Annotated in this window: 11 protein-coding genes; 6 read left to right on the forward strand and 5 right to left on the reverse strand. The window is 66.7% G+C overall.

All coding sequences use genetic code 11. The features are described 5' to 3' along the window. Positions 1-4: 4 nt before the first annotated feature. Positions 5-514, reverse strand: coding sequence for an Lrp/AsnC family transcriptional regulator (locus ASC91_RS02555; protein ID WP_056191761.1), 510 nt, complete (start codon positions 512-514; stop codon positions 5-7). A 216-nt stretch (positions 515-730) separates the two neighbouring features. Here ASC91_RS02555 and ASC91_RS02560 point away from each other — a divergent pair, with 216 nt between their 5' ends. Then, positions 731-4276, forward strand: coding sequence for an indolepyruvate ferredoxin oxidoreductase family protein (locus ASC91_RS02560; RefSeq protein ID WP_056191763.1), 3546 nt, complete (start codon positions 731-733; stop codon positions 4274-4276). A 68-nt stretch (positions 4277-4344) separates the two neighbouring features. Here ASC91_RS02560 and ASC91_RS02565 read toward each other — a convergent pair whose 3' ends face one another. Then, positions 4345-4854, reverse strand: coding sequence for a nuclear transport factor 2 family protein (locus ASC91_RS02565; RefSeq protein ID WP_056191764.1), 510 nt, complete (start codon positions 4852-4854; stop codon positions 4345-4347). Between the two features lie 115 nt (positions 4855-4969). Here ASC91_RS02565 and ASC91_RS02570 point away from each other — a divergent pair, with 115 nt between their 5' ends. The 4 genes from ASC91_RS02570 to ASC91_RS02585 all read left to right on the forward strand — a co-directional run bounded on the left by ASC91_RS02570 (position 4970) and on the right by ASC91_RS02585 (position 8432). Then, complete coding sequence (locus ASC91_RS02570) at positions 4970-5851, forward strand: DUF2167 domain-containing protein (protein ID WP_056191766.1); 882 nt, start codon at positions 4970-4972, stop codon at positions 5849-5851. Further along, on the forward strand, positions 5851-6570 hold the full coding sequence (locus ASC91_RS02575) for a site-2 protease family protein (protein ID WP_056191768.1): 720 nt from the start codon (positions 5851-5853) through the stop codon (positions 6568-6570). The genes ASC91_RS02570 and ASC91_RS02575 overlap by 1 nt, the downstream gene beginning before the upstream one ends. A 66-nt stretch (positions 6571-6636) precedes the next feature. Further along, complete coding sequence (locus ASC91_RS02580) at positions 6637-7434, forward strand: ABC transporter substrate-binding protein (RefSeq protein WP_056191770.1); 798 nt, start codon at positions 6637-6639, stop codon at positions 7432-7434. A gap of 83 nt (positions 7435-7517) precedes the next feature. Then, positions 7518-8432: a DMT family transporter gene (locus ASC91_RS02585; protein WP_056191772.1), complete on the forward strand. Its 915-nt coding sequence runs from the start codon at positions 7518-7520 to the stop codon at positions 8430-8432. 224 nt (positions 8433-8656) lie between these two features. Here ASC91_RS02585 and ASC91_RS02590 read toward each other — a convergent pair whose 3' ends face one another. The 3 genes from ASC91_RS02590 to ASC91_RS02600 form a co-directional block, all read right to left on the reverse strand. After that, complete coding sequence (locus tag ASC91_RS02590; protein WP_056191774.1) at positions 8657-10528, reverse strand: TRAP transporter large permease subunit; 1872 nt, start codon at positions 10526-10528, stop codon at positions 8657-8659. Then, positions 10521-11189, reverse strand: a complete 669-nt coding sequence (locus tag ASC91_RS02595) for a TRAP transporter small permease subunit (protein WP_056191776.1) — start codon at positions 11187-11189, stop codon at positions 10521-10523. The genes ASC91_RS02590 and ASC91_RS02595 overlap by 8 nt, the downstream gene beginning before the upstream one ends. A gap of 63 nt (positions 11190-11252) precedes the next feature. Continuing rightward, entirely contained in the window at positions 11253-12365 is a 1113-nt protein-coding gene (locus tag ASC91_RS02600) for a TRAP transporter substrate-binding protein (protein WP_056191778.1), read from the reverse strand. Positions 12366-12581: 216 nt separating this feature from the next. Here ASC91_RS02600 and ASC91_RS02605 point away from each other — a divergent pair, with 216 nt between their 5' ends. After that, on the forward strand, positions 12582-13118 hold the full coding sequence (locus ASC91_RS02605; RefSeq protein WP_056191780.1) for a cytochrome b: 537 nt from the start codon (positions 12582-12584) through the stop codon (positions 13116-13118). Positions 13119-13137 lie beyond the last annotated feature (19 nt).

Here is a 13137-nt window from a genome sequence, read left to right on the forward strand (position 1 = left end):
GAGACTAGCCGCCCAAGTGACCGAGAGGCAACACGCCGCTGGCCTTGACCTCACCAAGCGAGAAGCTGGTGTGGATGTCCTTCACGTTCGGCAGGTTCAAGAGCGTGTCGATGGAGAAGCGCGAGAAGGCGTCAAGGTCGGTCGCCATGACCTGCAGCTCGAAGGTGCCGGCGCCCGAGATGTAGTGGCAGGCGATGACCTCGGGCAGCTGGCGGATGGCGTCTTCCAGCGGCTTGGTGGCGGCGCCCGCGCTGCGCTCGGCGTCCACGCGCACAAAGGCCAGCACGCCCAGGCCGAGCTTCCTGCGGTCGATCTCGGCGCGGTAGCCGGTGATGTAGCCCTGGTCCTCCAGCCACTTGACGCGCCGCCAGGTCGGCGCGGCCGACAGGCCGATGCGCTGGGCCAGTTCGGCGTTGGACAGGCGAGCATCGGCCTGCAACTCGGCCAGGATGGCGATGTGGTGGCGGTCGAGGGCTTCGGGAGTGGCGCTGGAATCGACGACTTGAGAACTCATGGTTTGCCCTGATCGGCGAAGTTGCGATGCAATTGGAAGCGAATTTGGCAGATCTGAGCAAGAAGATTGCCAGGGAGGCTGGTTTCGAGCGCAATTGAGAAAGCACTGCTCGCCCCCATTTCCCTACACTGATCGGTCCGGCCATACTGGCCCATGGCCCGCGCGCCTGCCTCACAAGGGCTGGCCTCTCGGGTCGCCATTCAGGAGCTCCCACTGATGAACGCCCCGCTGCCCGAACACATCCTGCGCGCGCTGCAGACTGTCTCCCTCGACGACAAATACGCGCTCGATTCCGGCCGTGCCTTCATGAGCGGCGTGCAGGCCCTGGTGCGGCTGCCGATGCTGCAGCGCACGCGCGATGCGATCGCCGGGCTGAACACGGCAGGTTTCATCAGCGGCTACCGCGGCTCGCCGCTGGGCACGTACGACCAGGCGCTGATGGCGGCCAAGAAGCATCTGGCCAAGCAGAACATCGTCTTCCAGCCCGGCGTCAACGAGGAACTCGGCGCGACGGCCGTCTGGGGCACCCAGCAGCTCGACCTCTTCCCCGAGAAAGCCAAGTTCGACGGCGTCTTCGGCCTCTGGTACGGCAAGGGCCCGGGCGTGGACCGCTGCATCGACGTGTTCAAGCACGCCAACATGGCCGGCACGAGCAAGCACGGCGGCGTCATCGCCATCGCGGGTGACGACCACATCGCCAAGAGCTCGACGGCCGCACACCAGAGCGACCACGTCTTCAAGGCGGTCGGCTTCCCGACCTTCTTCCCGAGCAGCGTGCAGGACATCCTGGACATGGGCCTGCACGCCTTTGCCATGAGCCGCTTCTCGGGCGTGTGGGCAGGCATGAAGACGATCCAGGAGATCGTTGAATCCTCGGCCTCGGTCAGCGTCGACCCGGATCGCGTCAACATCATCCTGCCGGAAGACTTCCAGATGCCGGCCGGTGGCCTGCACATCCGCTGGCCGGACCCGCCGCTCGAACAAGAGTCGCGGATGATGAATTACAAGTGGTACGCAGCGCTGGCCTACATCCGCGCGAACAAGCTGAACTACAACGTCATCGAAGGCGCCAACGACCGCTTCGGCCTGATCACCAGCGGCAAGGCCTTCAACGACACCCGCCAGGCGCTGCACGACCTGGGCCTGGACGACGACACCTGCCGGCGCATCGGCATCCGCCTGCACAAGGTCAACGTCGTGTGGCCGCTGGAAGCGCAGATCACGCGCGACTTCGCCAAGGGCCTGCAGGAGATCCTGGTCGTCGAAGAGAAGCGCCAGATCATCGAGTATCAGGTCAAGGAAGAGCTCTACAACTGGCGCGCCGACGTGCGCCCCAACGTGCTCGGCAAGTTCGACGCCGGTGACGGCGGCGAGGGCGGCGAATGGAGCGTGCCCAACCCGAGCGAGCACTGGCTGCTGCGCCCGCAGGCCGACTTGACGCCGGCCATCATTGCCCGCGCCATCGCCAAGCGCCTGAAGAAGCTCGGCGTTGACAGCGACATCGCGGCCCGCCTGGATGCACGCCTGGCCGTCATCGATGCCAAGGAAAACTCGCTGAAGGCCGAAGAGAAGACCGCCGGCGGCGCCGACCGCACGCCCTGGTTCTGCTCCGGCTGCCCGCACAACACCTCCACCCGCGTGCCCGACGGCTCGCGCGCCGTCGGCGGCATCGGCTGCCACTACATGGTCACGTGGATGCCCGGCCGCAACACGGCCACCTTCACGCAGATGGGCGGCGAGGGCGTGCCCTGGGTCGGCCAGGCGCCGTTCACCGACGAGAAGCACATCTTCTCCAACCTGGGCGACGGCACCTACTTCCACAGCGGCAGCCTGGCCATCCGCCAGAGCATCGCTGCGGGTGTGAACATCACCTACAAGATCCTCTATAACGACGCGGTTGCGATGACCGGCGGCCAGCAGGTTGGCGAGCGCCCCGAGGGCCACACCGTCATCCAGATCATGAACAGCGTGATCTCGGAAGGCGTGAGGAAGCTGGTCATCGTCACCGATGAGCCGGAGAAGTACGAAGGTGTGGCCCTGGCCCCCGGCGTCACCGTGCACCACCGCGACGAACTGGACGAGATCCAGCGCCAGTTCCGCGAGCTCGAAGGCACCACGGTCATCATCTATGACCAGACCTGCGCCACCGAAAAGCGCCGCCGCCGCAAACGCGGCAAGCTGGTGGACCCGGCCAAGCGCGTCGTCATCAACGAGCTGGTCTGCGAGGGCTGCGGCGACTGTTCAGTGCAGTCCAACTGCCTGTCCATCGAGCCGCTGGAGACCGACTTCGGCCGCAAGCGCCAGATCAACCAGAACACCTGCAACAAGGACTACTCCTGCGTGAAGGGCTTCTGCCCGAGCTTCGTCACGGTGGAAGGCGGCGAGCTGAAGAAGCCCAAGAAGGAAGCGCGCAAGAGCCCCTTCGACGCGACCCTGCCGCCGCTGGCCATGCCCATCGTGCCCAACGCCGACAAGGCCTGGGGCATCGTCGTCGGCGGCGTCGGCGGCACGGGGGTCATCACCATCGGCCAGCTGCTGGGCATGGCAGCTCACCTGGAAGGCAAGGGCGTCATCACCCAGGATGCCGCGGGCCTGGCGCAAAAGGGAGGCGCGACCTGGAGCCACATCCAGATCGCCAACAGCCCGGAAGCGATCTTCTGCACCAAGGTCGGCACCGCGGAGGCCGACCTCGTCATCGCCTGCGACGCCATCGTCGCTGCCAACAAGGCGACGCTGGCCGTCATGCGCGAAGGCCGCACCTATGTGGCGCTGAACACGCACGGCTCGCCGACGGCAACGCTGGTCAACGACGCCAACTGGAGTTTCCCCGGCGCCGCCTGCGAGGCCGCCGTGGGCAATGCGGTGGGCCGCGACCACCTGGGCTCCTTCGACGCCGAAGAAGTGGCCGTCAAGCTGGTGGGCGACTCGCTCTACACCAACCCGCTGATGCTGGGCTATGCCTGGCAGCAGGGCCGCATCCCTCTCAGCTACGACGCGCTGATGCGCGCCATCGAGCTCAACGGCGTGCAGATCGACAACAACAAGATCGCCTTCGAATGGGGCCGTCGCTGTGCCAGCGACCTGAAGAGCGTGCAGGCGCTGTATGCCGCGCAGCAGGTCATCCAGATGGTCAAGCGCCAGGGTGTCGACGAGATCATCACCAAGCGCGTCGACTTCCTGACCGGCTACCAGAACGCCGCCTACGCGGCCGAGTACAAGGCCTTCGTCGACAAGGTGCGCGCCGCTGAAGCCAAGCTGGGCGGCACGACCAAGCTGACGGAAGCGGTCGCGCGCTATCTGTTCAAGCTGATGGCCTACAAGGACGAGTACGAGGTCGCCCGCCTGCACACCGACATGGGCTTTGCCGAGAAGGTGGCCGGCATGTTCGAGGGCAACTACAAGCTGGTGCATCACCTCGCGCCGCCGCTGCTGGCCAAGAAGAACAACAAGGGCGAGCTGGTCAAGCAGCCGTTCGGCCAATGGATTCGCCCCGCCTTCGGCCTGCTGGCCAAGATGAAGGGCCTGCGCGGCACGGCCTTCGACATCTTTGGCCACACCGCGGAGCGCAAGATGGAGCGCCGCTGGATCGCCGACTACCGCGCCGGTGTCGACAAGGCGCTGGCCGGCCTGACGGTGGAGAAGCTGGCCGATGCGGTTGAGCTGGCCCGCGTGCCGGAAGACATCCGCGGCTACGGCCACGTGAAGGAGCGCCACGAGAAGGCCGCCCGCGCCAAGTGGGACGCACTGCTGGCCAAGGTCTGATCTCGTACAGGCGCTGACAACTGCCCCACAAGCCCGCGTCAAGCAGGCTTGCGGGGGGGCTTTGTCTTTCAAGGGCGTACTGTCGAGTGTTGCAGCACGATCAGCCAGCGACCGTCGATGCGCTGATAGGCAAAGCTGTAGCGCGCCGGCCGCGTCTTCATCTGGCCTTCGACCTGCTCGCTGAACTCGTATTGGCCCGACCGCACCGCCGTGTCGCCGAACAGCTGCAGGTTGCCGATGATCCAGCGCATGCGCGCCGTCGGCCGTTGCGCCATCTGCTCGAAGAACACCGGCAGTGCAACGCCGTCCAGCGGCACGGCCGTGTATTCGTCGTCGGTGATCAGCGCGCCCGGGGCATACAGCTGCTGGAGCCGTCGTGGGTCGCGGCTGTTGTAGGCGTCCTTCCAGTCTTCCAGCGCCTGCATCAGGTCGTTGGCGCAGTTGCTGCCGGGCTGGTCGCAACGCAGCGGCGGTGACACGACCACCGTGCGCTTCGTCGTGCAGCCGCTGCCGGCCAGCATCAGCAGCAGGCATGTCGCCGCAGCGAGCACGCGGCGCATCTTGTTGATCATTGCCATGTTCAGCCCCCCTGCGTTGTGGTGCGAATTGTGAATCTGCCCGTCGCGGGGCAATCCCTGAACGGGGCCGCGTCCGGGGTTGCCTAGACTGCGCCCTTTCCAACAGGGAGAACCAATGAAGACGATGCTGCGCGGCCTGCTGGCCGCTGTCGGCCTGCTGCTGAGCCTGTCCACACAGGCCGCCGACGCCCCACCCGAGAACGCGGCCTGGACCGAGGCCAAGGCCGCGGCCAAGGAAGGCCCGGCCGACGTCGCCATCGCAGGGCAGGCCACGCTGCACCTGCCGGCCGGCCGCATCTTCATCCCCCAGCCCCAGGCCGGCAAGCTGCTGACCGCGATGGGCAACCCGGGCGAACACACCGAACTGGCCGGCCTCATCTTCCCCAAGGGCGACGGCGAATGGTTCGCCACGCTGCGCTACATCGCCTCCGGCTACGTGAAGGACGGCGACGCCAAGGAGTGGAAGGCCGATGACCTGCTGGCCAGCTACAAGGAAGGCACCGAGGCCAGCAACGACGAGCGCCAGAAGATGGGCGTGGCGCCCATCGAGATCACCGGCTGGGCCGAGCCGCCGGCCTATGAAGCGACCCAGCACCGCCTCGTCTGGGCGATGAGCTCCAAGGAAAAGGGCGCGCCGGCCGACGCGGGCCAGGGCGTCAACTACAACACCTATGCGTTGGGCCGCGAGGGCTATCTGAGCCTGAACTTCATCACCGACCTGAAGGACCTGCCGGCCCAGAAGCCCGATGCGAAAGCCTTGCTCGGGGCGCTGGAGTTCGACAAGGGCAAGCGCTACGAGGACTTCGATTCGGCCACCGACCATGTCGCCGAGTACGGCCTGGCGGCCCTCGTCGTCGGCGTGGGTGCCAAGAAGCTCGGCCTGCTGGCTGTGGCCTTCGCCTTCGTCGCCAAGTTCGCCAAGATCATCCTGCTCGCCGTCGTCGGCTTCGGCGCGGCCATCACCAAGTTCTTCAAGCGCGACAAGCCGACGACCTGATGTTCAAGCTCATTGCGCTGCTGCTGTCGGGAGCCAAGCTCGGCAAGCTGCTGACCACCGGAGGGACGATGCTGATCTCGCTGGTCGTCTACGCCTGGATCTACGGTTGGCGCTATGCGGCAGGCTTCATCGCGCTGCTGTTCGTGCATGAGATGGGCCACTTCATCGCGGCGCGCTACAAGGGGCTCAACGTCGGCGCGCCGACCTTCATCCCCTTCGTCGGCGCCTGGGTCGAGTTGAAGGATATGCCGCATGACGCGCAGACCGAGGCTTTTGTCGGCCTGGCCGGGCCGATGCTGGGTACGGTCGGCGCCACGGTCACCTATCTGATGGCGCGCAGCTGGGGCGCCGACTGGCTGCTGGCCGTGTCCTACAGCGGCTTCTTCCTGAACCTGTTCAACCTGATTCCGATTTCGCCTTTCGACGGTGGCCGCATCACGGCCGTCCTGTCGCCGCGCATCTGGCTGCTCGGCGCGCCCATGCTCGTGGCGCTGTTCTTCTGGCGGCCCAGCCCGATGCTGATCCTGATGGCCCTGCTGGCCTGGCCCCAGCTCATCAAGGCCTGGCGGCATCGCAGCGACAGCCCCGAGGCGCAGACCTATTACGCCGTGCCCGCGGCCGTGAAATGGGAGTACGCGACCTACTACCTCGTGCTGGCCGCCTACCTCGCCGTCATGTGCCACGACGTGCACGAAATGCTGGCCGTCGTGCGCGGCTGACACGAGCAGGCGGGTTGGCCTCGGGGCGCACTACGATCCAGCCGCACCCCGTGCCCGGAGTTCCCCATGACCCGCACCCGCCTGCTGCTGGCCTTGTGCCTGTCCGCCCTGCTGGCGTCACCAGCCAGCGCGGAACGGCAGCTGCGCGCCTGCGCCCATCCGGCCGCCCAGCCGATGAGCTGGGAGCAGCAGGGCCGGCTGCACGGCGTCTGCGTCGAGGTCGCGCGTCGCGCCTTCGCTGCCGCCGGATGGACGCTTGCCGTCGAACCGGTCGGGCCCTGGTCCCGCTGCCAGGCCCTGGTCGAGCGCGGCGAAGTGGACGTGATGGTCTGCGCCTTCGACACCCCCAAGCGGCGCGGGTACGCCGTGGTCGTGGAGCCGGCGCTGGCACGCAATGAGGGCGCACTCTTCGTGCGGCGGGACAACCCGCTGCGCTTTGAGGGCTGGACCGATCTCGCCGGCCTTCGCATCGGCGTGGGCCTGGGCGTCAGCCTGGGAACGGAGGTGGACCAGCAACTTGCCCATCATGCCCTGGTGGACAACGCGCTCAGCGAGGAGCTGAACCTGCGCAAATTGCTGCTGGGCCGCCTGGATGCGGTTGCCACGGCGCGCGAATCGGGCGAGCAACTGTTGCGCGCCGTGGGCTGCGAGCAGGAGGTGCGCGTGCTGCCGCGTGGCCTCGGCGCGGCAGGGCTGTACCTGCAGATATCGCGGCAATCGCCGGGCGTGTCGGCCGCCGCGCAGGTGCGGGACTATCTGCTGCAGCCCGGCTACGCAGCCGAACTGCAGCAGCTGCATCGCCAGCAGGCCGAGCTCTATCGTCAGCAAAATCCGCCGCGCGAACTGGGGCGCTGCGGGCGCTGAGGCTGCCGGGCAAGCGAGGCTTCACCAGTCAAGTGCCGTCGTCGCGCGGCGCCGGCCTAGACTGGGCCGCACCATGCGCCAGGATGATGCCGACCCCGCCGCCGCTCCAGCCCGCCGCTGACCGCCGCAGGTGGCTGGGCCTGCTGCTGGCGGTGCTGGGCGCCATCGGCTTCTCGGGCAAGGCCATCATCGTCAAGCTGGCCTATCGCCACGGCGTCGACGCGGTCACGCTGCTGATGTGGCGCATGCTGCTGGCCCTGCCTTTCTTCGTGGCGCTGGCCTGGTGGGCCGGCCGCGGCAAGCCGGTGCTGACGCGTCGCGACTGGCGCGACATCGGCGTGCTCGGCTTCACCGGCTACTACCTGGCGAGCTACCTCGACTTCGCCGGCCTGGCCTACATCACGGCCAGCCTGGAGCGGCTGATCCTCTACCTCAACCCGACGCTGGTGCTGCTGCTGTCGGTCGTCTTCTTCCACCACCGGCTGCAGGCGCGGCAGGTCATTGCGCTGGCCATCAGCTATGCCGGCGTCGTGGCGGTGTTCGCGCATGAACTCAGCTTCCAGGGGTCCGACACGGCGCTCGGGGCGGCCCTGGTGTTCGGCAGTGCCGTCAGCTATGCCGTCTATCTGGCGCTGTCCGGCAAGGTCGTGCAGCGCCTGGGCTCGATGCGGTTGGCAGGCCTGGCCAGCAGCGTGGCCTGCGTGCTGTGCATCGCGCAGTTCGCGTTGCTCAAGCCCGCCTCCGCCTTCATCGTGCCCGAGCCGGTGATGTGGCTGTCGCTGTTGAATGCCACCGCCTGCACGGTGGCGCCGGTGCTGATGGTGATGCTGGCCATCGCCCGCATTGGCGCACCGCTGTCATCGCAGGTCGGCATGGTCGGGCCGATGAGCACCATCCTGATGGGCTACTTCATCCTCGGCGAGCCAATGAACGGCTGGATCGCGGTCGGGACCATGCTCGTGCTGGTGGGAGTCTTCCTCACCACTCGCCCGCGGTGATTTGGGCCGAGCGCTGGGCCGCTCCCGAGCCGGCCCGTCAGGCGATGTGCTTGCGGCTCAATGCCGCAAGCATCGCCGTCCCCTCGGGGGCTGAGGCCGGACACGGCAAGTCCTGTGGACTTGTCGTGCCTGCCGAAGAGCAGCCGCTCCGTCGGCTGCGCGGTCTGCAAGACCGGCTGGGCACGCCCGCGTTCAGCGCGGCGTGACTGGACGAGGGGCGGACATCACCTTCCGTAGAGGTAGCCCGGCAGCCACAGCGTCATCTCCGGCCACACGTACATGAACACCATGCACAGGATGACGATGAGCATGTAGGGCATCATGCCCGCGAAGATCTGGTTCAGCGTCACATGCGGCGGGCTCACCCCCTTCAGGTAGAAGGCCGACATGGCCACCGGCGGGCTCAGGAAAGCGGCCTGCAGGTTCACGAACACCAGCACGCCCCACAGCATCGGGTCGATCTGGAAGTGCGCCAGCAGTGGCAGGAAGATGGGCACGAAGATGACGATGATCTCGGTCCACTCCAGCGGCCAGCCCAGCACGAAGATGATGGCCTGCGACAGCAGCATGAACTGCAGCGGCGTCAGGTCCATCGACAGCACCCAGCGCTCCACCAGCGCCTGCCCGCCCAGCAGCGCGAACACGGCCGAGAACAACGCCGAGCCGACAAACAGCCAGCAGACCATGGCCGTCGTCTTGGCGGTCAGGAACACCGCCTCGCGGGTCTTCTTGAAGGTCAGCGAGCCGGCCTGCCAGGCCATCAGGAAGGCACCTGCCGCACCCACTGCAGCTGATTCGGTGGCGGTGGTGATGCCGAACAGGATGACGCCCAGCACCACCAGCGTCAGGATGCCCAGCGGCATCACCGACGACACCAGCATGGTCAGGATCTCGTACTGCTCGGCGTCGAAGCGCCAGTAGTACCAGGCCAGCAGCAGGGCCGTCAGCACGCAGACGATGGCGAAGCCCGTGTAGAAGTTCTTCGGTACGGCCTCGGGTCGGGGTGCTTCGCTGACTGCGCCACCCATGCGCTGCAGCGGCTCGTCGGCGGCGGGCTTGGCTGCGCTCGGTTCGGCCAGGGCACCGGGCGGTTCCTGCAACCCGCCGCTGGCCCCTGGCGGTTCGGCCAGGCCGCCCGATGGGCTCGGCGGTTCCTGCAGCCCACCGGGTGCGGCCGGCGCATCCAGCTTCTGCATCGCCGCGGGCGCACTGACCTCGGTCTTTTGCGTGTAGTCGGTGACGTACCACCAGGTCGTGCCCAGGCAGACCAGGGCCAGCCACACGGGTACCAGGGCGCGAAGCAGGCTGGCCAGCAGCCGGCCCCAGCCCATGGGTGCGCCTGAAGGGGACAGCACCGCCTTCAGCAGTGCCCACAGCATGCGCGGCGAATAGCGATCGGCCAGTGCGGCGATGGCCGGCGAGATCGGTGCGCGCTGCTGCTCCGGCGGCAACTGCGGCGCGACCTTCGGGTTGATCATGCACCAACCGATCACGTAGACCAGGTACAGGAAGGCCAGGAAGAAGCCCGGGAACATCGCCGCTGCGTAGAGCTTGACGACCGACTGCCCAGCCACGGCCGCGTAGACGATGATCATCACGGAGGGCGGGATCAGGATGCCCAGCGTGCCGCCGGCCGTGATGACGCCCGCGGCCAGGCGCGTGTCGTAGCCGGCCTTCAGCATGGGCCGCATCGCGATGACGCCCATCAGCACGACGACCGCGCCGACCAGGCCGCTGGCAATGCCCCAGAAGGTGCAGATGACCAGCGTCGTCACCGCCAGCGAGCCGGGCAGGCGACGGAAGGCCAGCTGCACGCTGTGGAACATCTTGTCCACCAGCGCGCCGCGTTCCATCACATAGCCCATCAGCACGAACAGCGGTATCGACAGCAGCGTGTCGTTGTTCATCGCGCCGTAGGCGCGTTGCACCATCAGGTCGAAGATGCGGTTGTCCAGCCAGGGCTGGCCGGGGTCGTAGAAGGCGACAAAGCCGAACAGCATGCCCAGGCCCATCAGCGTGAAGGCCGTCGGGAAGCCCAGCAGGATGACGACCACGATGAGGCTGAGCATGGTCAGGCCGAGGGCGGCATTACTCATGCGGGTTGCCTCCAGTGGTGCTGCGCTGGCGCGCGATTTCGTCGATGTTCTTGGCCCGGTCGATGGCCTCGCGGGCCGCGTCGGCGTCGACGTGCGTGCTGGCCGCCAGCTGCTGCTCGACGACGTCGATCTCCTCGGCGTCGCGCAGCCGTGGCGTCCACGCCCCCGTGCGTATGCAGACGATGCAGCGCAGGATCTCGGACAGGCCCTGCAGCATGACCATCGCGCCAGCGATCGGGATGATGGCCTTGAAGGGGTAGACCGGCAGCGGCGTGGCGTTGAAGGTGGTCTCGTGGATGCGCAGCGAGTCGCCGAAGTAGGTCCAGCCGCTCCAGGTCAGCGCGCCGATGCCGGGCAGGAAGAAGACGACGTAGAGCACCAGGTCCAGCCAGGCCTGGGTGCGCGGCCGCATGCGACCGTAGAGGAAGTCACCGCGCACATGGCCGTCGTGAGCCAGCGCGTAGGCGCCGCCCATCATGAACAGCGTGCCGTAGAGCATGTTGCTCGCGTCGAAGATCCAGGCCGTCGGCATGTTCAGCGCATAGCGTTTGAACACCTCGGCCACCACCATCAGCATCAGCACGACGATCAACCAGGCGGAGGCCTTGCCGACCCACGTGCTGATGCCGTCCACCCGATGCAGCAGCTTCTGCACATCCATCGCATCACCCCTCATGCAGGACAGGCCCCGAAGGGCCCGTCGATTCACGTGCTCGGCGCGCCTTCAGCCCTTCTTGGCGAAGTAGTGGTTCCAGGCCATCTTGAAGTCGACCAGGTAGTCGTTCTGCCATTGGCCGGCACGCAGGGCGAAGGCACGCTGGCTGTCCAGCACCTTCTTGAAGTGCGGGTTCTCGGCCGACTTCTTGGCGATCACCTTGTCCCAGGATTCGAGCTGGTTGCGCAGGATGGCGTCCGGCGTCTTGTAGAAGGCCACGCCGCCCTTCTTCATCTCGGCGTAGTCCTTGGAGTTGCGGTCGATGGCCTTCCAGCTCATGTCGGCGCTGGAAGCCTGCACCGCGTAGTCGATGATCTTCTTCAGTTCGGCCGGCAGCGCGTTGTACTTGCCCTTGTTGAACAGGATCTCGAACTGCTCGGTGCTTTGGTGGAAGCTCTGCAGCATGCAGTTTTTGGCCACGTCGGGGAAGCCGAGGATGCGGTCGCTGGTGGCGTTGTTGAACTCGGCCGCATCGATGAGGCCGCGGTCCAGCGCCGCGACGATCTCGCCGCCCGGCAGCGGGTTCACGGCCGCACCCTGCTCGGTGTAGAGGTCCACCGCCAGGCCCACGGTGCGGAACTTGACGCCCTTCATCTGGTCCAGGTTGGCCACCGGCTTCTTGAACCAGCCATAGGGCTGGGTCGGCATCGGGCCGTACAGGAAAGACACCACTTCCATGCTGATGGACTTGTAGATCTCCTCCAGCAGGGCCTCGCCACCGCCGTAGTTGTGCCAGGCCAGCAGCATGTTCGGGTCCATGCCGAAGCCCGGGCCGGAGCCCCACAGCGCCAGCGCCGAGTTCTTGCCGTAGTGGTAGGCCACCACGCCATGGCCGCCGTCCAGCGTGCCCTTGTTGACGGCCTCGAGCAGCTGGAAGGCCGGTACCACTGCGTTGGACGGCAGCACCTCGATCTTCAGGCGGCCGCCGGCCATGTCGTTGACCTTCTTGGCGAAGTCCTGGGCGTACTCGTGGAAGATGTCCTTGGCAGGCCAGGTCGACTGGAAGCGCAGGCTGACGGTCTCCGCTTTCGAGATCATGGGGGCTGCCAGGGCGGCACCCCCGGCCGTCGTGGCCGCGGCCGTCTTGATGAAGCGACGGCGAGCGCTGGGTTTCTGGGTCATGGGCTGTCTCCAATGGATGTTTTGAATGCGCCTTCAACAGAACCTGCGGCCGGGCGCGCGCCGCTGAGACCGAGTCTGGCTGGGAGCTGTCGGTGCGCAACTGGGTCAAACCCACGGATTGCACGCACCACCCCCGAGCCGTTCAAAATCGCTGAACATTGGCGACAACGCCAATGAACCGCTCCCCCCTCTGCCGGGAACACACTGCAAACCCATATGAGCCCTGCCAACCGCTACACCCCCATCGCCATCGCGCTGCACTGGCTGCTGGCGCTGGCCATCGTCGGCGCCTTCAGCGTGGGCCTGTACATGACCAGCCTGCCGTTCTCGCCGACACGGCTCAAGCTCTACAACTGGCACAAATGGGCCGGCGTCACCATCCTGACGCTGTCCGCCTTGCGCCTGCTGTGGCGCCTCACCCATCGCCCGCCAGCCGACATCCCCATGCCGGCCTGGCAGCTGCGCGCCGCCCATGTGACGCACAACCTGCTCTATGTGCTGTTCTTTGCCGTGCCGCTGTCCGGCTGGGCCTACAGCTCGGCGGCGGGCTTTCCCATCGTCTGGTTCGGCGTGCTGCCGCTGCCGGACTTCGTGGGCAAGGACAAGGAACTCGCCGAGACGCTGAAGCTGGTGCACCACTTCGCCGCCTACGGCCTGGGCCTGCTCGTCGCCGGCCATGTCGGCGCCGCCCTCAAACATCACTTCATCGACCGTGATGGCCTGCTTGCCCGCATGGGCCTGGGTCGCAACTGAACCGCACCTGAAAGGACTT

This window comes from Pelomonas sp. Root1237 (assembly GCF_001425055.1).
Classification (GTDB): Bacteria; Pseudomonadota; Gammaproteobacteria; order Burkholderiales; family Burkholderiaceae_C; genus Pelomonas.